Below are 20147 nucleotides of genomic sequence, written 5' to 3'. Positions count from 1 at the left end.
CCGTCAGGGAACAGACCCATGAATGCACCCAGGATCACCATCGACCGGGCGATCGTCACCCGCATCCTCGCCGTCGTGGCCGCCCTGTTCGTGGTCATCAATCTCGGCATGCAGTGGTACCGCATCCATGCCGGCAAGGAATACGTCTCCGGGCTGGCGATGATGAGCCTCGATGGCGAGCACAACCTGCCCGAACTCTTCTCGACCCTGTTGCTTCTCGGCGCCGCCGCCCTGCTGACGCTGATCACCCTGCTCGAACGCGCCAGACGCGGCCGCGATACCGGCAAATGGGCGCTGCTCGCCGCCGGCTTCGTCTGCATGGCCGTGGACGAAAGCCTGTCCCTGCATGAAGCGCTGATCGAGCCGGTGCGCCATCTGCTCGGCGGCGGGGAGTTGGGCCTCTTCTATTTCGCCTGGGTCGTGCCGGCGCTTGTGCTCATCGTCGCACTGGGCATCTATTTCCTGCCCTTCATGCTCCGCCTTCCGCGGCGGACCATGCTCGCATTCGCCGCTTCCGCGGCGATCTACCTCGGCGGCGCGGTGGGCGTCGAACTGTTCGAAGGCATGTACCGCGAGCACCACGCCTACCGGACTCTCGGCTTCCACCTGCTGGTCACGCTCGAGGAAGGCATGGAGATGACGGGCGTGATCGCCTTCATCCACGCATTGCTGGGCCACATCGCGGGGCGCTTCGGCGAGATCAGGCTCGGCGTCACCGGCGTTGCGGTCGCATCGCAGGAAGCCGCGCACACGATCGGACGGCCTTCGCCGACGTCGCCTTGAACTCTGTCTGCGGCTCTCGCGGTCAGCGGGAGCCGCGGTGGAACAACACCACCTCGACGGTCTGCAGCAGGATCAGCAGATCGAAGACCAGGCCGTGGTTCTTCACGTAGAACAGGTCGAAGGTGAGCTTCTCCTCCGCATCCTGCACCGATGCGCCGTACGGATAGCGCAGTTGCGCCCAGCCGGTCAGGCCGGGCTTCACGCAATGGCGGACGTTGTAGTACCGCACTTCCTGACTGAGCATGTCGACGAATTGCGGGCGCTCAGGCCGCGGACCGACGAAGCTCATGTCGCCGCGCAGGATGTTGAACAGTTGCGGCAGCTCGTCCAGACGCGACAGGCGGATGATCCGCCCCACGCGCGTGGTCCGGTCGTCGTTCTTGCTGGCCCAGCGCGCGACGCCGTCCGATTCCGCGTCCACGCGCATGCTGCGGAACTTGATGAGCTCGAACACGCGCCCGTTCTCGCCGATGCGCGCTTGCCGGTAGAGGATCGGGCCGCGCGATTCCAGCGCGATGCACAGGGCGACCAGCAGCATGATCGGCCAGGTTACGAGCAAGACGGCGCCGGCCGCGACCAGGTCGAAGAAGCGCTTGTTGAGGCGGCGCGGAATCGAATGGTCGAAGCCGCCGGAAAACGCGAGCCAGGAAGGATCGGCCACGTTGAGCTTGACCATGCCGGCTTCGCGCTCGAAGAACGTCGAAAGGTCGGTGATGGTGATGCCGCGCTGCGCGCACTTGAGCATCTCCTCCATCGGCAGCGCGCCGCGGCGCTCGTCGGGCGCCACCACGATTTCGTAGACCTGCAGCCACTCCGCGATTTCGGAAAGGCTGAAGTCGGTGTTGAGAAGCAGCTTGTCCGGCACCTGCACGGGCTGGCCGGCGATGGGCAGGTATCCGACCACCATGAACGAGCGCCGGTCGGCGTTCCGGCGCAGGCGGGTGTGGATCAGGTTCGCGTAGTCGCCCGCGCCCAGCACCAGGATGCGGCGACGGAACACGTCGGTCTTGAACAGGCGATCCACCAGCAGCCGCATCAGCGTGATTTCCGCCAGCCCCAGCGCCAGCGACATCGCCAGCACACCGCGCCCGATGTAGGTCTTCGGCACCAGGTAGTACAGGACCAGCAACGCGACGCCGGCGAAGGCGAACGACAGCACCAGCCGCACCAGGAATTCCATCCGGTTGTGGCGCACGTGCACCTGGTACAAGCCGAACGCCACCATCGAGACGGTGATGACGAGCCCGAAGATGAGCGCCCGCGACGGCGCCGACTCGAAGAACAGCGCGAATCCGGCCGGATTGCGCAGGAAACGCAGCCACGCGGCCGCCAGCACCGCAAGCATCAGCAGACCGACTTCGGCGAGCCAGAGCATCAGCAACGCGCGACTCTTGCGACTGGCCAGGGCCGTACTCATGGCGTGATCCTCTGCGACGGGTCCTTCCGGGGCATGCGCTACCTCATCCGGTGATCCCGGGAAATTCCGGGCAAATGGCGGCTCATCCAACGACTTGGCATTCGAGGGAAACGGCGTAACCGCGCACGCCCGGCCGCGCCGCGGCATGTCTCTTCCGGAGACCGCGACGTCCTATTCGTCGGGAAGCGGATGCAGCACCGCACATGTCACCGGCACGTCCGGCGCGCTCGCGACTGCGACGACCCACTGCGGGTCGGCTTCGAGCATCCGGACCCGGGTCATGCTGCCGTCGGGCAATGCGAGCAGGCCGTTGTCCGGGGCGGCGAAGGTCTGCATTTCGCGCTGGAGGCCGATGCCTGCGGCCTTGAGGAAGGCTTCCTTGCGCACCCACAGCGCGAGCAGGGCCTCGCTCCGCGATACGCCGGGCAACGCGGACATGCCGACGGCATCGGCGGGATGGCAGACGCGCTCCGCGATCTCGGGAATGACGGGCGCGCGCGCGGCCAGTTCGATGTCGACACCGATCGCGCCGCGGGGCGCGACCGCCGCCGCGACGCAGTGCTCCGCGTGGCTCAGGCTGGTCCGCAGGGGGCTGTCGGCCAGGTGCGGACAACCCGATGCGTCGCGACCGATCGGCACGTCCGCCGCGTCGCAGTCCAGCGCCTTGCCCAGCAGCAAACGATGCAGCGAATAGCCGAGCGCGAGCTGGTCCTGGTCCGATGCGACGCGCCGGCTTTGCACGCGCCGAAGCTCGGCGCTGTCCAGCATCGCGTAGGCATCGGCGAGCCAGGGCCACCAGTCGTGGAGATCGAAGAGCGCGACGCGCACGCCGGACAACGCCGTCAGCCAGTTCGGCCTGGGCAATGCGCTGTCGAAGGCCTCGCGCAGCGCCATCCCCGGGAAATGCGGACCCGTCGGACCCCGGTTGAGATTGACCTGCAGCATCCGCTTACCCTGGACGCCGCACGGCGTACCTGTCAGCCACTGTCCAAGAAGGAACGAGGCACTGCCGGTCGAACGGACAATTTTTGCGCGTATTCGCCAGATCGCTTTAGCTAGTCGATCCAAGTCATTGAAAACGAAAATCTTAATCTGCGAGACTCCATTGTTAGTATTATTGCTAACATGCAGTCCCGCCGCTCCCGTCCGATGCTTCGAGGCCCGTCATGGGAACGGTGACGGCGCTCGGAAGAAAAACGGACGATGCCTCCGTCCCCACTGCGCTCGATGGCCTGATTTCGCAGCGTCGCGTCTGGCGAGGTCGCGCGTCCGCAGGCACGACGGCTGCAGGACCCTCCACGGGCTGGCCGCTGCTGGACGCCGCGCTGCCCGCCCGCGGCTGGCCGGAGGCCGCACTGAGCGAGTTGTTGTTGCCGGCCGACGGCATCGGTGAACTGCAACTGCTCTGGCCGGCCCTGGCGCGCCTGAGCCAGCCGAAGGACGGCGTCATCGCGCTGGTGGCGCCGCCCTACCACCCCTATCCGCCGGCATGGCATGCCGCCGGCGTGCGCCTGGGCGCCGTGCAGGTCGTTCGTGCGGATACGCCGCGCGAGGCGCTGTGGGCGACGGAGCAGTGCCTTCGTTCGGGCGCCTGCGATGCCGTGTTGTGCTGGCCACAACAGGCGGACGACCGCGCCCTGCGACGATTGCAGGTCGCCGCGGAAACCGGCCAGGCACTGTGCTTCGCATTCCGTTCGTTCAAGGCCGCCATGAATCCGTCGCCCGCGGCCTTGCGCATCGCCATCGATGCGACCCCACGCCAGTTGCGCATCCTCAAATGCCGCGGCGGGAATCCGCCATCGCGACCGATTGCCTTCCCGCTGCCGGACCATCCGGATCCTTCCCGGCACGGCGTTTCACGCTCCGACGCGGCATCGAACCACACCGGTTTCGTCGCGCCTGCCATGGGCCGCGGATTCACCCATCCCCTCCCGCGCAAGGACGCCAGGACCACCGAGCCCAGCGGAACCTGAGATGCGCTGGGCCTGCCTGTTCCTGCCGCAGATCGCGATCGATGGCGTGCTGCGCCGCCGTCCCGATCCCGAAGCGCCCCTGGTGCTGATCGAGGGCCCCGTGCAACGCCGGGTCCTGCACGCGGTCAATCCGGCGGCACGCGCCCTGGGCTTGCGTCCGGGCATGCCGCTCGCCGCGGCGCAGGCGCTGGGTGGCCGCTTCGCCACGGTGGAACACGATCCCGTTGCCACCGAACGCTGGCGACAACTGCTGGCCGCGTGGGCTTACCGCTTCAGTTCGCAGGTCAGCACCGACCTCGCGCACGCGGTGGTGCTCGAAGTCGGCCACAGCCTGCAACTGTTCGGCCCCTGGCCGCGACTGGAAGCGCGTTTGCGCGAAGAACTGCAGGCGCTCGGTTTCCGGCATCGCCTCGTCGTCGCGCCGAATCCGCATGCGGCGCGCGTGCTGGCCAACGTGCACGACGGGCTGGCCGTGGGCGACAACACCTTCCTCAACGCGCTGGGGCAGTTGCCGATCGAGCGCGCCGGCCTGCCGCAGGAAGTGGCGCACGCCCTGTCGCGCATGGGATTACGCAAGCTGCGGCAGGTGTTCGCGCTGCCGCGCGATGCGCTGAACCGGCGCTTCCCGCGCGAAGTCCTGCAGCACCTGGATCGCCTGCGCGGTGCCGATGCGCCGCTGGGCTGGTACCAGCCGCCGGACGTGTTCGAAGGACGCATCGAATTCGAACATGAGGTCGAATCCAGCCAGGCCCTGTTGTTCCCTCTGCGTCGCCTCACCGCCGACCTAGCCGCGTTCCTGGCGGGACGCGACGGCGGCGTGCAACGGTTCACGGTGGTGCTGGAGCACGACCGCATCGTCGATGGCGATCGTTGCGACATCGGCGAGCATCGCAGCGAAGTCGACGTCGGCCTGCTCGCCGCCGAGCGCGAACCGGCGATGCTGTTCGAACTCGCGCGCGGCCGCATCGAGCAGGCCCGCCTGCCGGCGCCGGTGCGCGGCATGCAGCTGGTGGCGCGCGAATTGCCGGCCTTCGTTCCCGCGGAGCGCGATCTGTTCGACGCGCGGCCGCAGCAGGCCATGCCCTGGGCGCAGTTGCGCGAACGCCTGCGCGCGCGCCTGGGCGACGACGCAGTGCACGGCGTGGGATGGCAGCACGACCATCGTCCCGAGCAGGTCGTCAGCGGCCGCTCCGTTCCGCGGAATACGGTCGATTCGCCCGCCTTGCTCCGCCCCGGCTGGCTGTTGCCGCAGGCCCTGCCGCTGCGCGACCGCGTCCAGCGCGTACTCGCCGGGCCCGAACGCATCGAGTCGGGCTGGTGGGACGAGGACGAAGTCCGGCGCGATTACTACCTGGTCGAAACCGCATCGGGCCAGCGCGCCTGGGCATTCCGCACCGCGGGCGAACAGGCCGGGCCTTTCATGCTGCACGGGTGGTTCGCATGAGTGACTTCGTGGCCTTGCCCGCCTACGCCGAACTGCACTGCCTGTCCAACTTCAGCTTCCAGCGCGGCGCTTCCAATGCGCGCGAGTTGTTCGAGCGCGCGAAACAGCAGGGCTACACCGCGCTCGCCATCACCGACGAATGCAGCCTGGCCGGCATCGTACGCGCCCTGCAAGCCGCGGAAGCCGTCGATCTCAAACTGATCGTCGGCAGTGAATTCCGCATCGAAGGCGGCCTGAAACTGGTGCTGCTGGCCGAAACCCTCGTCGGTTATCAGCGGCTGTGCAAGCTGATCACGCTGGCACGACGACGTGCGGAGAAAGGCGCCTATCGTTCGTTGCGGGAGGATTTCGCCGGCACCAATGAAGGATTGCTGGCGCTCTGGATTCCCGGCGACAAGCCCGACCCGGAAGAAGCCCGCTGGATCGGGGCAAGGTTCCCGCAACGCACATGGCTGGCCGTCGAACTGCATCGCGGACCCGACGATGCCGGGCGGTTGCACACCCTGCTGCGATTGGCGGAGCAGCTGGCAATCCCTGCCGTCGCCAGCGGCGACGTGCACATGCACGTGCGCAAGCGTCGCGCCCTGCAGGACACGATGACCGCCATCCGCCTGCACACGACGCTGGCGGAAGCCGGCCATGCCCTGTTTCCCAACGGCGAACGCCACCTGCGCACGCGCCAGGCACTCGCCGCGATCTATCCGGCCGAACTGCTGGCCGAATCGGTGCGCATCGCGGCACGTTGCCGCTTCAACCTGCGCGACCCGCAGTACCAATACCCGCATGAACTGGTACCCGCCGGACACACCGCGCGCAGCTGGCTGCGCCGACTCACCACCCAGGGGATCCGCGAACGCTGGCGCAGGAAGGTATCCACCGCCGCGCAGAAGGCGAAGGCCATCGAACTGATCCGCAAGGAGCTGCGGATTATCGCCCGCAAGCAGTACGAATCGTATTTCCTCACCGTGCACGACATCGTCCGTTTCGCGCGGAGCAGGGAAATCCTGTGCCAGGGCCGCGGCTCGGCGGCCAATTCCGCCGTTTGCTATGCGCTGGGGATCACCGAGCTGCAGCCGGGCGAAATGGAACTGCTGTTCGAGCGTTTCGTTTCCGAAGAACGCAATGAACCGCCCGACATCGACGTCGACTTCGAGCACGAGCGCCGCGAGGAAGTCATGCAGTACGTCTTCAACCGCTACGGGCGGGAACGCGCGGCGCTGACGGCCGTGGCCACCCGCTATCGCGGACGCAGCGCGGTGCGCGACGTGGCCAAGGCGCTGGGGCTGCCTGCGGACCAGATCGAGGAACTCGCCAAGACCATGGATCGCTGGGGCGAGGAAGTGCCTCCGGCGGAATTCCTGCGCGAGCACGGCTTCGATCCGGAAGCGCCAGTCATCCAGCGCGTCATCGCATTGACCGACCAGCTGCTGGGGTTCCCGCGGCACCTGTCGCAGCATCCGGGCGGCTTCGTGATTTCGGAACGGCCGTTGTCGACGATCGGTCCGATCGAGAATGCGGCGATGGACGACCGCACCGTCCTGCAATGGGACAAGGACGACCTGGATGTCCTGGGCCTGCTCAAGGTCGATTGCCTAGCCCTGGGCATGCTGACCTGCATCCGCAAGACCTTCGATCTGCTGCGCGACAGTGGTCGCCGCGATCTCGATCTGGATCGCATTCCGCGTGACGATCCGCAGACTTACGCCCTGATCCAGGCCGCCGACACCGTCGGCGTGTTCCAGATCGAATCGCGCGCACAGATGGCGATGCTGCCGCGGTTGAAGCCGAAGAAGTTCTACGACCTGGTGATCCAGGTGGCGATCGTGCGGCCGGGGCCGATCCAGGGCGACATGGTCCATCCCTACCTGCGCCGTCGCAGCGGCGAGGAGCCGGTGACCTACCCGTCGGAAAAACTCCGGCACATCTTCGAGCGCACGCTCGGCGTTCCGCTCTTCCAGGAACAGGTGATGCAGCTGGCGATCGACGCGGCGGACTACACGCCGGGCGAAGCCGACCAGCTGCGCCGCTCGATGGCCGCATGGAAACGCTACGGCGACATGCACGGCCATCGCGAGCGGATCATCGGCGGCATGCTGAAGAACGGCTATGCGCTCGATTTCGCCGAACGCATCTTCGAGCAGATCAAGGGTTTCGGCAGCTACGGCTTCCCAGAATCGCACGCCGCGAGTTTCGCCCTGCTCGCCTATGCCAGCAGCTGGCTCAAGCGGCACGAGCCGGCGGCATTCGCTGCAGCGCTGATCAATTCGCAGCCGATGGGGTTCTATTCGCCCAGCCAGATCGTGCAGGACGCGCGACGGCACGGCATCAAAGTGCGGCCCGTCGACGTGCGTTACAGCCGCTGGGACTGCACGCTGGAAGCGGGATCGCACGGATCGCCGCTATCCGACCCGCAGTCGCAACCCGCCCTGCGCCTCGGCCTGCGCATGGTCAACGGCTTCCGCGAAGACGCCGCGCAGCGCATCGAAACCGCGCGTGCGCAGCGCCCTTTCCGCGACGTGACCGAGCTATGCCTGCGCGCCGATCTCGACCAGCGCCTGCGTGGCGTGCTCGCCGATGCGGCGGCACTGCGCGGACTCGCGGGGCATCGGCACCGGGCGCGCTGGGCCGCCGCCGGCGTGGAAGCGCAACTGCCGCTGCTCGATCCGATCGGCGCAACCGCGGAGGCGAACGTTTCCCTGCCATTGCCGGATGCGGCCGAGGATGTCCGCGCGGACTACGCGACGGTCGGTCTCACCCTGGGACGGCATCCCTTGAGCTTCCTGCGCGCGAGGCTGCGCGCCCGGCGTTTCAAGCGATCTTCCGAATTGCGCGAAATGAAGCACGGACAACGCGTCAGCTTCGCCGGCCTGGTCACCATGCGCCAGCGACCGCAGACCGCGAGCGGCGTCACCTTCATCACGCTCGAAGACGAGGATGGACTGGTCAATGCCGTCGTGTGGCAACAGGTCGCCGAGCGGCAGCGACGCGAATTCCTCGAATCCAGGCTGATGGCCATCGACGGACGCATCGAATGCGCCGACGGCGTGCGGCACCTGATCGCCACGCGCCTGCAGAACCTGACACCGATGCTGTCGGGCCTGACTACGAGTTCGCGCGATTTCCACTGAACGATCCGCGCATGGCAGCGTGCGCAGGAACGGCACTCACACATCCGGAAGAGCGCGCAAAAAGAATCAGGGCCCGGTTTCCCGAGCCCTGATTCCGAAGAGTGGCGTCCCCACGGGGATTCGAACCCCGGTCGCTACCGTGAAAGGGTAATGTCCTAGGCCTCTAGACGATGGGGACGCTGTAAAACTTTTGCTTTCATCGAGATGATCTTCGAAGAAAGCCGGCCTGTTTTTTGTAACCAGAGTGGTGGAGCCAGCCGGGATCGAACCGGCGACCTCCTGCATGCCATGCAGGCGCTCTCCCAGCTGAGCTATGGCCCCACGGCGCTGGAAAGACCGCTATCTTAGGGAGCTGATTCAGGAGCGTCAAGCCACCTTTTCGATTTTTTTCACATCCGCGGCTTCGCCGGGGCGCAGCGTGGCGACGCCATGGCCGCTCTCGGCCAGATACTGCAGCCACTTGCCGAGGAAGGTGTTCATCCGCAGCCGGTGGCCGATGACTTCGGCGGGCGGCGGATACATTCCGATCACGTCCTGCCAGCGACGACCGACGTAGCAATGCGTGGCTTCGACCTGGCGTGCATCGTGATAGACGCGCAGATAGGCGGACGGATCAGGCTCACCGGTCACCGGATCGCGCATGTCGTAGGTCAGGCGCAATTCGGTCGTGTAGCGATGCTGTTCCAGCACGTCGAGGAGCAGCTGCAGGCCGTCGTCGATATGCGAACGGTAGCGCCCCGGAGCCAGATCCGCCGGTTCGAAGAGTCGCTGCAGGCGGAGGTGGTTTTCCGCGTACAGTCCCATCAGCCAGCCGAGCTTGCCGAGCCGCAGGCGGCTCTGCAGGTCGGCATGCGTGGCGCGGGTAACGATCTGCTGCATGGGGGTCGATGCTACACGCGCAAACTGTTCCGCGGCAGCGTTGACGCGCTCCATGAACGCGCCTAAGGTCACAATTCCCCCGCGGAAAATGCCGATCTTCAGGTTGCGGGCGCTCAGAACATCTCGCGGTGGATGCCCAGGGTCGTAAGCACCTTGCTGGCGATCTCCTCGATCGAGGTATGCGTGGTACTGAGGGTGGGAATGCCCTCGCCCCTGAACATCATCTCGGCCGCCGCGACTTCGCGCCGGCAGGTCTCGAACTGGGCATAGCGCGAATTCGGACGCCGTTCCTGGCGGATCTGCTGCAGCCGCACGGGATCGATGGTCAGTCCGAACAGCTTGTTGCGATAGGTCCGGAGCCGCTGCGGGAGGCGATCGTGCTCGAGGTCTTCCTCGGTCAGCGGATAATTGGCCGCACGAATGCCGTAATGCAGCGCCAGGTACACGCAGGTCGGCGTCTTTCCGGCGCGCGACACGGCCACGAGGATGACGTCGGCGCCCGCGTAATCCGTCGCAGCGCCATCGTCGTGCGTCAACGCGAAATTCATCGCATTGATGCGGCGGTGGTAGGTGTCGAAGTTGACCAGGCCGTGCGCCTGGCCGATGCGCCGCTCCCGGGTCTCGCCGAGTTCGCGTTCCAGCGGCTCGATGAAGGGTGCGAACACGTCGAGCATCAGCGCCCCGCTATCGGCCAGCGCGGCGCTCACGGCGCCGTCCACGCAGGAGTTGACGACGATCGGGCGCACGCCGTGGTGCTCGCCGGCGGTGCGGATCTTCGCCGCCACTTCCGTCGCCCGTTCGATGCTGTCGACGAAGGAATACCGGTCGGTGACGAAGCGGGTCTGGGTGAACTGCGTCAGCAGGCTGTGGCCGATCGTCTCGGCCGTGATGCCGGTACCGTCGGAAACGTAGAAAACCGGCCGGATTCCCGGCATCACCCACCTCGCAAGGACATGTCGTCGCTGGAAAAACCGCCGGAACCGCGTTTGTCTGGGTCCGATGCAGCGGCGATAATAGCGGTTTCGCCATCCAGGCCGTCTCCGGCCCCTACCCCCCTCGGAGCCCCGTCTTGAACGAGAACATCCTCTGGCTGCACGCGCTTCGCCTGTCCGACCTGGCCCGCGTGGGCGGCAAGAACTCATCCCTCGGCGAGATGATCGGCAATCTGGCGAACCTGGGCGTTTCCGTGCCGGGCGGCTTCGCCACCACGGCTGAAGCCTTCAAGGCCTTCATCGCCCACAACAATCTCCACCAGCGCATCTACGACCGGCTGGCGACGCTGGACGTCGAAGACGTGCCGGCCCTGACGGTCGCCGGCAAGGAAATCCGCGGCTGGGTGATCGACGCGCCGCTGCAGCCCGAGCTGGATGCGGACATCCGCAAGGCGTACGCGCAGCTGTGCGCGGAAAACGGCGGCTCCGACGTTGCCGTGGCGGTGCGCTCGTCCGCGACCGCCGAAGACCTGCCGGATGCGTCATTCGCCGGCCAGCAGGAAACCTTCCTCAACGTGAGCGGCGCCGACGACGTCGTGCACAAGGTCAAGGAAGTCTTCGCTTCGCTCTACAACGACCGCGCGATCGCCTACCGCGTGCACCACGGCTTCAAGCACGAGGACGTGTTCCTGTCCGCCGGAGTGCAGTTGATGGTGCGCTCCAACGTCGGCTCGTCCGGCGTGCTGTTCACGCTGGACACCGAATCCGGTTTCCGTGACGTCGTCTTCATCACCTCGAGCTTCGGCCTGGGCGAGATGGTCGTGCAGGGCGCCGTGAATCCCGACGAGTTCTACGTCTACAAGCCCACCCTGCAGCAAGGCAAGCCGGCGATCCTGCGCCGTTCCATCGGCGCCAAGCAGCAGCGCATGGTGTATTCGGACCAGCCGGGCGAACGCGTGCGCATCGAGGAAACGCCGGCCGAACTGCGCAATACCTTCTCCATCAGCGATGCCGATGTGCACGAGTTGGCCAAGCAGGCGCTGGTGATCGAAAAGCACTACGGCCGCCCGATGGACATCGAATGGGCGAAGGACGGCGTCAGCGGCAAGCTCTTCATCGTGCAGGCGCGCCCGGAAACGGTGAAGTCGCGCGCGCACGCCACGCAGATCGAGCGCTACTCCCTGACCCAGCGCGGCCCGGTGATCGCCGAAGGCCGCGCCATCGGCAACAAGATCGGCAGCGGCATCGCGCGCGTCGTGCGCTCGCTCGACGACATGAGCCGCGTGCAGCCGGGCGACGTGCTGGTCGCCGATATGACCGACCCGGACTGGGAACCGGTGATGAAGCGTTCCGCCGCGATCGTCACCAACCGCGGCGGCCGCACCTGCCATGCCGCGATCATCGCGCGCGAACTGGGCGTGCCGGCCGTGGTTGGCACCGGCAATGCACTGGACACGATCCAGGACGGTCAGGAAGTCACGATCTCCTGCGCCGAAGGCGACACCGGCTACATCTATGCCGGCGCCCTGCCCTTCGAGCGCAACGTCGCCGACCTCGACAAGATGCCGGAAGCGCCCCTCAAGGTGATGATGAACGTCGCCAACCCCGAGCGCGCCTTCGACTTCGCAATGCTGCCCAACGCCGGCATCGGCCTGGCGCGCCTGGAGATGATCATCGCCAGCCACATCGGCATCCATCCCAAGGCGCTGCTCGAGTACGCCTCGCAGGACGCGGAGACGAAGAAGAAGATCGACGCGAAGATCGCCGGTTACGGCAGCCCGGTCGACTTCTACGTCGACCGCCTCGCCGAAGGCATCGCGACCATCACTGCATCGGTCGCGCCCAATCCGGTGATCGTGCGCCTGTCGGACTTCAAGTCGAACGAGTACGCCAACCTCATCGGCGGCTCGCGCTACGAGCCGCACGAGGAGAACCCGATGATCGGCTTCCGCGGCGCCAGCCGTTACGTCGATCCGAGCTTCGCCGAAGCCTTCGCGCTGGAATGCCGCGCGGTGAAGAAGGTGCGCGAGCAGATGGGCCTGACCAACTGCTGGGTCATGATTCCCTTCGTGCGCACGCTCGAGGAAGGCCGCAAGGTCGTCGAGGTGCTCAAGGCCAATGGCCTGGAGCAAGGCAAGGATGGCCTGAAGGTCATCATGATGTGCGAAGTGCCGTCGAACGCCCTGCTCGCCGACGAATTCCTCGACATCTTCGACGGCTTCTCGATCGGCTCGAACGACCTCACGCAGCTCACGCTGGGCCTCGACCGCGACTCGGCGATCGTCGCCAACCTCTTCGACGAGCGGAATCCCGCGGTGAAGAAGATGCTCTCGATGGCAATCCAGGCCGCGCGCGCCAAGGGCAAGTACGTCGGCATCTGCGGGCAGGGTCCGAGCGATCACCCCGATCTGGCCGAGTGGCTGATGCAGGAAGGCATCGAATCGGTGTCGCTCAACCCGGATACGGTCGTCGACACCTGGCTGCGCCTGGCGAAGGTCAAGGCGGGCTGAGCGAATGCTGCTCGAGGAGAAGGTGCAGCAGTCGCTGGGCAAGTTGAAGGATTTCGACTTCCTGGGCCTCGCGCAGACCTGGGGACTGAAGCTGCTTGGCGCAGTCGTCATCCTGCTGCTGGGCATGTGGCTGTCGCGCCGCCTCTCCAGGGCCCTGGATCGCACCTTCGAACGAGCGCACATGGAAGCCACTCTGCGTGGCTTCCTGCGCAACATCGCCTATGCGGCGATGCTGGTGATCGTCATCGTCGCCGCCCTGCAGTCGCTGGGCGTGCCGACGACGTCGGTGATGGCGGTGCTGGGCGCCGCGGGCCTGGCCATCGGCCTGGCGTTGAAGGACTCGCTGTCCAACATCGCCTCCGGCGTGATGCTGATCGTGCAGCGTCCCTTCCATGTCGGCGACTTCGTGCAGGTGGCGGGACTCGAGGGCACAGTCGACCAGATCCGTGTGTTCCAGACCCGTCTACGCACGCCGGACAACCGGGCGCTCATCGTTCCCAACAGCCTCATCACGACCGCACCGATCATCAACTTCACCGCCAACACACGACGACGCGTCGATGTGGCGGTGGGCGTGGGCTACGAGGACGACCTCAAGGTCGCACGCGAAATCCTGCTTGGCGTGGCCACCGGCAACCCGCTGGTGCTGGACGACCCGGCGCCGGAAGTCTTCGTGACGGCTCTTGGGGAAAGCAGTGTCGACCTCGAACTGAGAGCCTGGGCCAACACGGCCGACTACGGCCGGGCCCGCAGCGAACTGACAGCCGCCATCCGTGACGGCCTGATCGAGCGCGGACTGAACATCCCCTATCCGCAGCGCGACCTGCACGTGTACCACCGCGACGCCGACGGGCGCCCGCTGGCGGAGCTGCTGGCGCGTTCGGTGGCCGACGATGGCGACCTGCCGCGCCGGCCTTCGACCAGCGAGCGGAAGTAGAAGCGGCCTTATTCGGCCAAGCCGCCAAGCTTGCCCATCGCCGCGCGGTAGTGCTTGAGCTCCGCGATCGAATCCAGGATGTCGCTCAGCGCGGTGTGTTTGGATTCCTTGCGCACGCCGTTGAGCACCGTCGGCGCCCAGCGGCGCGCGAGTTCCTTGAGGGTGCTGACGTCCAGGTTGCGGTAGTGGAAATACTTTTCCAGGCGCGGCATGCAGCGATACAGGAACCGCCGGTCCTGGCAGATCGAATTGCCGCAGATCGGTGAGCAGTTCGCGGGAACCCATTGAGCGAGGAAATCGAGCGTGCGCTGCTCGGCCTCGGCCATCGTCACGCCCTGCTCCAGCACGCGCTGCCACAGACCCGACTTGCCGTGCTGGTTGCGGTTCCATTCGTCCATGGCCTGCAGGCGCTCCAGCGGATGCGCGATGGCCAGCTCGGGCCCTTCGGCGAGGATCTCGAGTTGCGCGTCGGTCACGACGGTCGCGATCTCGAGGATCGAATCGTTGTCGGTATCGAGCCCGGTCATCTCCAGGTCGATCCAGATCAGTCGCTGTTCCTTCTGCGGGTTAACCATCGCGCTCGCACTGCTGTCCGGGACGTCGCATCATAGCCCAGCCTCCGTCGAATCCTGGCGCCATGCTCTCCAATCCGACCTACGTCCACTACGCCATCCTCACCGCGATGCTGGCGCCGGCGTTTTTCCTCACCGCGACCGCCGCGTTGCTGGGGGCGGCAAATACGAGATTGGCGCGCGTGGTGGACCGGTTGCGGAGCCTGATCGTGGCCTGGGAGGCCGAAGCGCCCGATCGCGCCGAACGCGATGTCCAGATCACGCGACACCGCCAGCGCGCCCACCTCGTCCTGCGCGCGTGCCAGATGCTGTACGCGGCCCTGGCCAGCTTCGTCGGTACCAGTCTGGCGCTGGCGATGGATGCCCTGCTCGGTTTCCGCATGGGCGCGTTGCCCACGATGCTCGCCGTATTCGGCGTGTTGTTCCTGCTGGCCGCCAGCTTCTCGCTATGGCGCGAGGTCAGCCTGGCGGTGCGCAGCTTCGATAATGAACTCGATCAGGAATTCACGCGCAAGCGCGGTTGAAGCCGCGTCTGGCGTTACAAGGGATTCTTGCCGCGTTTCGCGCGGAAGTAGTTGGTCAATCGTCGGCTGGATTCGTCCGCCAGCACGCCGCCCCGCACTTCCACGCGGTGGTTGTGGCGCGGATCGGCAAGAAGGTCGAAGACGCTGCCGGCGGCGCCGGTCTTCGGATCGCTCGCGCCGAACACGAGCCGGCTGATCCGTGCGTGCACCATCGCCATCGCGCACATGGCGCAGGGTTCGAGCGTCACGTACAGCGTGGTGCCCAGCAGCCGGTGATTGCCGAGTTTCGCGCCGGCCGCGCGCATGGCGACGACTTCCGCATGCGCGGTGGGATCGCTCTCGGTGATGTTGCGGTTCCAGCCTTCGCCGAGGATTTCGCCGCTTGCGGACACCAGAACGGCACCCACGGGAATCTCGTCGTCCTCATGCTGCGCGCGCTCGGCCAGCGCGAGCGCGTGCCGCATCCAGTGCTCGTCGCCGCCGGGACTCTCAATCCCCTGCTCGCCCGAACCGGCGTTCATCACTCCCACTCGATCGTTGCAGGCGGTTTGCCGCTGATGTCGTAGACGACGCGCGACACGCCGCGCAATTCGTTGATGATGCGGTTGGAGACCGTGCCCAGCAGCTCGTACGGCAGGTGCGCCCAGTGCGCGGTCATGAAGTCGATGGTCTCCACCGCGCGCAGTGCGATCACCCATTCGTAGGCACGCGCATCGCCGACGACGCCGACCGATTTCACTGGCAGGAATACCGCGAACGCCTGGCTGGTCTTGTCGTACCAGCCCGCCTTGCGCAGTTCGTCGATGAAAATGTGGTCGGCTTTCGCCAGCAGTTCCGCGTGTTCACGCTTCACTTCGCCAAGGATGCGAACGCCCAGTCCCGGGCCCGGGAACGGATGGCGATAGACCATCTCGCGCGGCAGGCCGAGCTCGACGCCGAGGCGACGCACTTCGTCCTTGAACAGTTCGCGCAGCGGCTCGACCAGCTTGAGCTTCATGTCTTCCGGCAGGCCGCCCACGTTGTGGTGGCTCTTGATGACGTGGGCCTTGCCGGTCTTGCTGCCCGCCGACTCGATCACGTCCGGATAGATCGTGCCCTGCGCCAGCCACTTCGCGTTGCCGAGCTTGGCAGACTCCTCGTCGAAGATCTCGATGAAGAGGTTGCCGATGATCTTGCGCTTGGCTTCCGGGTCGTCGACGCCCTTGAGCTTTTCGAAGTAGCGGTCGGCCGCGTTGACGCGGATGACCTTGACGCCCATGTGTTCGGCGAACATCGCCATCACCTGGTCGCCCTCGTTCCAGCGCAGCAGGCCGGTGTCGACGAAGACGCAGGTGAGCTGTTTGCCGATCGCCTTGTGCAGCAGCGCGGCCACGACCGACGAATCGACGCCGCCGGACAGGCCGAGGATCACCTCGTCGGAGCCGACCTGCTCGCGTACGCGCGCGATCTGGTCTTCGATGATGTTGGCGGCATTCCACAGCGTCTGGCAGCCGCAGATTTCGCTGACGAAGCGACGCAGCAGTTGCTGGCCCTGCCTGGTGTGCGTGACCTCCGGATGGAACTGCACGCCGTACCAGCGCTTGGCTTCCAGCGCCATGGCGGCGACCGGAATGCGGTCGGTCACGGCGGTCACCGTCCAACCCGGCGGCGCCTTGGCGACGTGATCCCCGTGGCTCATCCACACGTCGATGCGCGGCTCGCCATCGTGGTCGCTCAGACCGCCGAGCAGCGCGTCGTGGGCGACGAGTTCGACTTCGGCATGCCCGAACTCACGCGCATCCGCGGCTTCCGTCGCGCCGCCGAGCTGTGCGGCCAGCGTCTGCATGCCGTAGCAGATGCCCAGGATCGGCAGGCCGCTGTCGAACACTTCCTGCGGCGCCTTGGGTGCACCGTGCTGCGTAGTCGATTCCGGACCGCCCGACAGGATGATGCCCTTCGCGCCGAACTTCGCGATCTCGGCCGGGTCATGGTCCCAGGCCCAGATTTCGCAATAGACGCCGATCTCGCGGATGCGGCGTGCGATCAGCTGCGTGTACTGCGCGCCGAAGTCGAGGATGAGGATCTTGTCGGTGTGGATGTTCTGCATCGGCGGGAATTGTCCGGGGGCTTGCTTCTGTTTTGTTCGTCATTCCCGCGCATGCGGGAATCTGGCCCTTCGACTCAACGTCATGTCTCGGAAGCAATGACGGGATTCCCGCTTGCGCGGGAATGACGAACGTACAACGACTGCCTTGGCACGAAAAACAAGGGCCAGCGTCAGCTGGCCCGATAGTTCGGCGGTTCCTTCGTGATCTGCACGTCGTGCACGTGGCTCTCGCGCGTGCCGGCGCTGGTGACCTTCACGAAGGACGGCTTCTTGCGCATCTCCTCGATGGTCGAGCAGCCGACGTAACCCATCGTCGCGCGCAGGCCGCCGGCCAACTGGTGCACGACACCGCGCAGCGGGCCGCGGTACGGCACGCGGCCTTCGATGCCTTCGGGAACCAGCTTGTCGGCGTCGCTCGCGTCCTGGAAGTAACGGTCCTTGGAACCCAGTTCCATCGCGCCCAGCGAACCCATGCCGCGGTAGCTCTTGTAGCTGCGGCCCTGGAACAGCTCTACTTCGCCCGGCGCTTCCTCGGTGCCGGCGAACAGGCCGCCGATCATCACCGACGACGCGCCGGCGACCAGCGCCTTGCCGATATCGCCCGAGTAGCGGATGCCGCCGTCGGCGATCAGCGGGATGCGGTCCTGCAGTGCCTCGGCGACCATGTCGACCGCGGTGACCTGCGGCACGCCCACGCCCGCGACGATGCGCGTGGTGCATATCGAACCGGGGCCGACGCCGACCTTCACCGCATCGGCACCGTGATCCATCAGCGCGAGCGCCGCATCGCCGGTGACGATGTTGCCGCCGATGACCTGCAGCTGCGGGAAATTCTTCTTCACCCACTTCACGCGATCGAGCACGCCCTGCGAGTGCCCGTGCGCGGTGTCGACCACCACTACGTCCACGCCGGCGGCGGCAAGCGCGGCGACACGGGCTTCGGTATCGCCACCCACGCCCACTGCAGCGCCGACCAGCAGGCGTTCGCTGCTGTCGTAGGCGGCGTTGGGGTTGTCGGACTTCTTCTGGATGTCCTTGACGGTGATCAGGCCGCGTAGCTCGAAGCCGTCGTTGACCACCAGCACCTTCTCGATGCGGTGCTTGTGCAGCAGCTGCAGGACTTCCTCGTCCGAGGCGCCTTCGCGCACGGTGATGAGGCGGTCCTTCTTGGTCATGATGTGGCGGACCGGATCGTCGAGCTTCTTCTCGAAGCGCATGTCGCGGCTGGTGACGATGCCGACCAGTTGTCCGTGTTCCACCACCGGCACGCCGGAGATGTTGCGGGCGCGGGTGAGCTTGAGCACTTCGGCGATCGTGGTTTCGGGGCCGACGGTGAACGGCTCCTTGATCACGCCCGCCTCGAACTTCTTGACGTGGGCGACCTGCGCCGCCTGCGCCTCGAGGCTCATGTTCTTGTGGATGATGCTGATGCCGCCGAGCTGGGCCATCGCGATCGCGAGGCGTGCTTCGGACACCGTGTCCATCGCCGCCGAGACGATCGGCAGACGGATGGTGAGGTCGCGGGTCAGGCGCGTGGAGAGCGAGACGTCCTTGGGCAGGACGGTGGAATGCGCGGGGACGAGGGATACGTCGTCGTACGTCAGCGCTTCAGCCTGGATACGCAGCATGGGCGGTCCCGGGTGGATGAAGCGCGCCATTGTAACGTGTTTCGCTGCCTCGGCGCTCGCATTTGCGGGATTCGTCGTTCCGGATCAGGCATCCGCCGCTTCGGCGGCTTCCAGCGTGTTCTGCATCAGGGTCGCGACCGTCATCGGCCCGACCCCACCCGGAACCGGGGTGATCCAGCTGGCCCGCTGCGAAGCGGCTTCGAAGCCGACGTCGCCGACCAGGCGGCCGTCCTCGACCCGGTTGATGCCGACATCGATGACCACGGCCCCTGGCTTCACCCATTCGCCCGGAATCAGCTGCGGCCGGCCGACCGCCACCACCAGGATGTCGGCGTTGCGCACCGCCTGTTCCAGCACCGCCGGCGGCGTGAACTTGTGGCAGCTCGTCACCGTGCAGCCCGCGATCAGCAGTTCCAGCGCCATCGGCCGGCCCACGTGGTTGGAAACGCCCACGATCGTGGCGCTCTGACCGCGCACCGGCTTGTCGGTGTAGGCCAGCAGCGTGGTGATGCCGCGCGGCGTGCAGGGACGCAGGCCGAACTGGCGCAGGGCGAGATGGCCGACGTTTTCCGGATGGAAGCCGTCCACGTCCTTGCGCGGATCGATGCGATGGATCAGGTGGGTCGCGTCGCGATGGCCCGGCAGCGGCAGCTGCACGAGGATGCCGTGCACCTGCGGATCGGCATTGAGCTGGCCGATCAGGGCGAGCAGTTGCTCGTCGCTGGTGTCGGCCGGCAGGTCGTAGTCGATCGCGCGGATGCCCACCTTCTGCGCGGCGCGGCGCTTGTTCTTCACGTAGACCGCGGAAGCCGGATCGTTGCCCACCAGCACCACCGCCAGCCCCGGAGCCGCCTTGCCGGCCTGGATCCGCGCTTCGACTTGCGCCTTGAGGTTGTCGAGCAGGTCTTCGGCGATGCGTTTGCCGTCAAGGATGCGGGCGGTCATGCGTGGATGTGATTTCGGATCGGCGAGAGCGCACATTATCGCCCATCCCTCCACTGCCCCGCCCCTGGCCATGTCCGACACCGATTTCGAAACCACCCAGATCGAAGCCGCCGTCTTCCGCCGCCTGCGCGACCACCTGATGCGACAGCGCCCCGATGTGCAGAACATCGACCTGATGATCCTGGCCGGCTTCTGCCGCAACTGCCTGGCCGACTGGTACCGCGAGGCGGCCGAGCATCGCGGCATCACCATGACCCGCGACGAGGCGCGCGAAACCGTCTACGGCGAGCCCTTCCCGCAGTGGAAGACCCGCCATCAGCGGGAGGCGACGCCGGAGCAACTGGCCGCGTTCGAGGCGGCGCAGCGTTTGCCCAAGAGCTAGGCCCTTG

At 66.4% G+C, this 20147-nt stretch carries 17 protein-coding genes and 2 tRNA genes; 8 read left to right on the top strand and 11 right to left on the bottom strand.

The features are described 5' to 3' along the window. Positions 1–18 precede the first annotated feature (18 nt). Positions 19–783: a hypothetical protein gene (locus tag ACFPN1_RS02400; RefSeq protein WP_386752660.1), complete on the top strand. Its 765-nt coding sequence runs from the start codon at positions 19–21 to the stop codon at positions 781–783. Positions 784–805: 22 nt separating this feature from the next. Here the strand turns inward: ACFPN1_RS02400 and ACFPN1_RS02395 are convergent, their stop codons facing one another. Together ACFPN1_RS02395 and ACFPN1_RS02390 are read right to left on the bottom strand one after the other, a co-directional pair. Then, a complete protein-coding gene (locus ACFPN1_RS02395; RefSeq protein ID WP_386752658.1) occupies positions 806–2200 on the bottom strand; it encodes a TIGR03013 family XrtA/PEP-CTERM system glycosyltransferase in 1395 nt (464 codons plus the stop codon). A 171-nt stretch (positions 2201–2371) separates the two neighbouring features. Then, the gene (locus tag ACFPN1_RS02390) at positions 2372–3145 is read right to left on the bottom strand and encodes a 4'-phosphopantetheinyl transferase family protein (protein ID WP_386752657.1); all 774 of its coding nucleotides are present in this window, start codon (positions 3143–3145) and stop codon (positions 2372–2374) included. A gap of 221 nt (positions 3146–3366) precedes the next feature. Here ACFPN1_RS02390 and imuA point away from each other — a divergent pair, with 221 nt between their 5' ends. The 3 genes from imuA to ACFPN1_RS02375 are packed head-to-tail and all read left to right on the top strand — an operon-like array spanning position 3367 to position 8745. Beyond that, a complete protein-coding gene (imuA, locus tag ACFPN1_RS02385) occupies positions 3367–4173 on the top strand; it encodes a translesion DNA synthesis-associated protein ImuA (RefSeq protein WP_386752655.1) in 807 nt (268 codons plus the stop codon). A 1-nt stretch (position 4174) separates the two neighbouring features. Further along, on the top strand, positions 4175–5617 hold the full coding sequence (locus ACFPN1_RS02380) for a Y-family DNA polymerase (protein ID WP_386752653.1): 1443 nt from the start codon (positions 4175–4177) through the stop codon (positions 5615–5617). Further along, positions 5614–8745, top strand: a complete 3132-nt coding sequence (locus ACFPN1_RS02375) for an error-prone DNA polymerase (protein WP_386752652.1) — start codon at positions 5614–5616, stop codon at positions 8743–8745. The genes ACFPN1_RS02380 and ACFPN1_RS02375 overlap by 4 nt, the downstream gene beginning before the upstream one ends. A gap of 102 nt (positions 8746–8847) precedes the next feature. Here the strand turns inward: ACFPN1_RS02375 and ACFPN1_RS02370 are convergent. From ACFPN1_RS02370 to ppsR, 4 genes are all read right to left on the bottom strand, one after another. Beyond that, positions 8848–8923, bottom strand: a tRNA-Glu gene (locus ACFPN1_RS02370). 67 nt (positions 8924–8990) lie between these two features. Then, positions 8991–9066 (bottom strand) — tRNA-Ala (locus ACFPN1_RS02365). Between the two features lie 45 nt (positions 9067–9111). Further along, positions 9112–9624 carry a DUF1249 domain-containing protein gene (locus ACFPN1_RS02360; protein ID WP_386752650.1) on the bottom strand — a complete coding sequence of 171 codons (513 nt, stop codon included), beginning with the start codon at positions 9622–9624 and terminating at the stop codon, positions 9112–9114. A gap of 113 nt (positions 9625–9737) precedes the next feature. Continuing rightward, positions 9738–10559 (bottom strand): posphoenolpyruvate synthetase regulatory kinase/phosphorylase PpsR, encoded by an 822-nt coding sequence (gene ppsR, locus ACFPN1_RS02355; RefSeq protein ID WP_386752648.1) that lies wholly within the window; start codon positions 10557–10559, stop codon positions 9738–9740. A gap of 134 nt (positions 10560–10693) precedes the next feature. Between ppsR and ppsA the strand changes: the two genes are divergently transcribed. Both ppsA and ACFPN1_RS02345 read left to right on the top strand, forming a co-directional pair. Further along, positions 10694–13066 (top strand): phosphoenolpyruvate synthase, encoded by a 2373-nt coding sequence (gene ppsA, locus ACFPN1_RS02350; RefSeq protein WP_386752646.1) that lies wholly within the window; start codon positions 10694–10696, stop codon positions 13064–13066. A gap of 4 nt (positions 13067–13070) precedes the next feature. Then, the gene (locus tag ACFPN1_RS02345; protein WP_386752644.1) at positions 13071–14003 is read left to right on the top strand and encodes a mechanosensitive ion channel family protein; all 933 of its coding nucleotides are present in this window, start codon (positions 13071–13073) and stop codon (positions 14001–14003) included. Positions 14004–14011: 8 nt separating this feature from the next. Here the strand turns inward: ACFPN1_RS02345 and orn are convergent, their stop codons facing one another. Further along, complete coding sequence (gene orn, locus ACFPN1_RS02340; protein WP_386752643.1) at positions 14012–14578, bottom strand: oligoribonuclease; 567 nt, start codon at positions 14576–14578, stop codon at positions 14012–14014. Between the two features lie 62 nt (positions 14579–14640). Here orn and ACFPN1_RS02335 point away from each other — a divergent pair, with 62 nt between their 5' ends. After that, the gene (locus ACFPN1_RS02335) at positions 14641–15099 is read left to right on the top strand and encodes a DUF2721 domain-containing protein (RefSeq protein WP_386752641.1); all 459 of its coding nucleotides are present in this window, start codon (positions 14641–14643) and stop codon (positions 15097–15099) included. Positions 15100–15113: 14 nt separating this feature from the next. On the opposite strand, the gene tadA is transcribed toward ACFPN1_RS02335, so the two are convergent. From tadA to folD, 4 genes are all read right to left on the bottom strand, one after another. Then, complete coding sequence (gene tadA, locus ACFPN1_RS02330) at positions 15114–15620, bottom strand: tRNA adenosine(34) deaminase TadA (RefSeq protein ID WP_386752640.1); 507 nt, start codon at positions 15618–15620, stop codon at positions 15114–15116. Beyond that, entirely contained in the window at positions 15620–17185 is a 1566-nt protein-coding gene (gene guaA / locus ACFPN1_RS02325) for a glutamine-hydrolyzing GMP synthase (RefSeq protein WP_386752639.1), read from the bottom strand. Before guaA ends, tadA begins: the two co-directional genes overlap by 1 nt. Positions 17186–17355: 170 nt before the next feature. After that, positions 17356–18813, bottom strand: a complete 1458-nt coding sequence (guaB, locus tag ACFPN1_RS02320; RefSeq protein ID WP_386752637.1) for an IMP dehydrogenase — start codon at positions 18811–18813, stop codon at positions 17356–17358. Positions 18814–18897: 84 nt separating this feature from the next. Continuing rightward, complete coding sequence (folD, locus tag ACFPN1_RS02315) at positions 18898–19758, bottom strand: bifunctional methylenetetrahydrofolate dehydrogenase/methenyltetrahydrofolate cyclohydrolase FolD (RefSeq protein ID WP_386752635.1); 861 nt, start codon at positions 19756–19758, stop codon at positions 18898–18900. Positions 19759–19828: 70 nt separating this feature from the next. Here folD and ACFPN1_RS02310 point away from each other — a divergent pair, with 70 nt between their 5' ends. After that, positions 19829–20140: a DUF1244 domain-containing protein gene (locus ACFPN1_RS02310; protein WP_386752633.1), complete on the top strand. Its 312-nt coding sequence runs from the start codon at positions 19829–19831 to the stop codon at positions 20138–20140. The last annotated feature ends 7 nt before the right edge of the window (positions 20141–20147 follow it).

Source organism: Lysobacter yangpyeongensis (genome assembly GCF_042655745.1).
Taxonomy (GTDB): domain Bacteria; phylum Pseudomonadota; class Gammaproteobacteria; order Xanthomonadales; family Xanthomonadaceae; genus Agrilutibacter; species Agrilutibacter yangpyeongensis.
The sequence above is the reverse complement of the archived record's forward strand: the minus strand, read 5'-3'. Positions and strand labels throughout refer to the sequence as shown.

Bases quoted from the DNA above. Each gene is read 5' to 3' on its own strand.
- ACFPN1_RS02390 (WP_386752657.1), bottom strand. From the start codon at position 3,145: ATGCTGCAGGTCAATCTCAACCGGGGTCCGACGGGTCCGCATTTCCCG.
- ACFPN1_RS02360 (WP_386752650.1), bottom strand. From the start codon at position 9,624: ATGCAGCAGATCGTTACCCGCGCCACGCATGCCGACCTGCAGAGCCGC.
- ACFPN1_RS02400 (WP_386752660.1), top strand. From the start codon at position 19: ATGAATGCACCCAGGATCACCATCGACCGGGCGATCGTCACCCGCATC.
- ppsR (WP_386752648.1), bottom strand. From the start codon at position 10,559: ATGCCGGGAATCCGGCCGGTTTTCTACGTTTCCGACGGTACCGGCATC.
- ACFPN1_RS02310 (WP_386752633.1), top strand. From the start codon at position 19,829: ATGTCCGACACCGATTTCGAAACCACCCAGATCGAAGCCGCCGTCTTC.
- imuA (WP_386752655.1), top strand. From the start codon at position 3,367: ATGGGAACGGTGACGGCGCTCGGAAGAAAAACGGACGATGCCTCCGTC.
- ACFPN1_RS02375 (WP_386752652.1), top strand. From the start codon at position 5,614: ATGAGTGACTTCGTGGCCTTGCCCGCCTACGCCGAACTGCACTGCCTG.
- ACFPN1_RS02395 (WP_386752658.1), bottom strand. From the start codon at position 2,200: ATGAGTACGGCCCTGGCCAGTCGCAAGAGTCGCGCGTTGCTGATGCTC.
- ACFPN1_RS02380 (WP_386752653.1), top strand. From the start codon at position 4,175: ATGCGCTGGGCCTGCCTGTTCCTGCCGCAGATCGCGATCGATGGCGTG.
- orn (WP_386752643.1), bottom strand. From the start codon at position 14,578: ATGGTTAACCCGCAGAAGGAACAGCGACTGATCTGGATCGACCTGGAG.
- ACFPN1_RS02345 (WP_386752644.1), top strand. From the start codon at position 13,071: ATGCTGCTCGAGGAGAAGGTGCAGCAGTCGCTGGGCAAGTTGAAGGAT.
- folD (WP_386752635.1), bottom strand. From the start codon at position 19,758: ATGACCGCCCGCATCCTTGACGGCAAACGCATCGCCGAAGACCTGCTC.
- guaB (WP_386752637.1), bottom strand. From the start codon at position 18,813: ATGCTGCGTATCCAGGCTGAAGCGCTGACGTACGACGACGTATCCCTC.
- guaA (WP_386752639.1), bottom strand. From the start codon at position 17,185: ATGCAGAACATCCACACCGACAAGATCCTCATCCTCGACTTCGGCGCG.
- tadA (WP_386752640.1), bottom strand. From the start codon at position 15,620: ATGAACGCCGGTTCGGGCGAGCAGGGGATTGAGAGTCCCGGCGGCGAC.
- ACFPN1_RS02335 (WP_386752641.1), top strand. From the start codon at position 14,641: ATGCTCTCCAATCCGACCTACGTCCACTACGCCATCCTCACCGCGATG.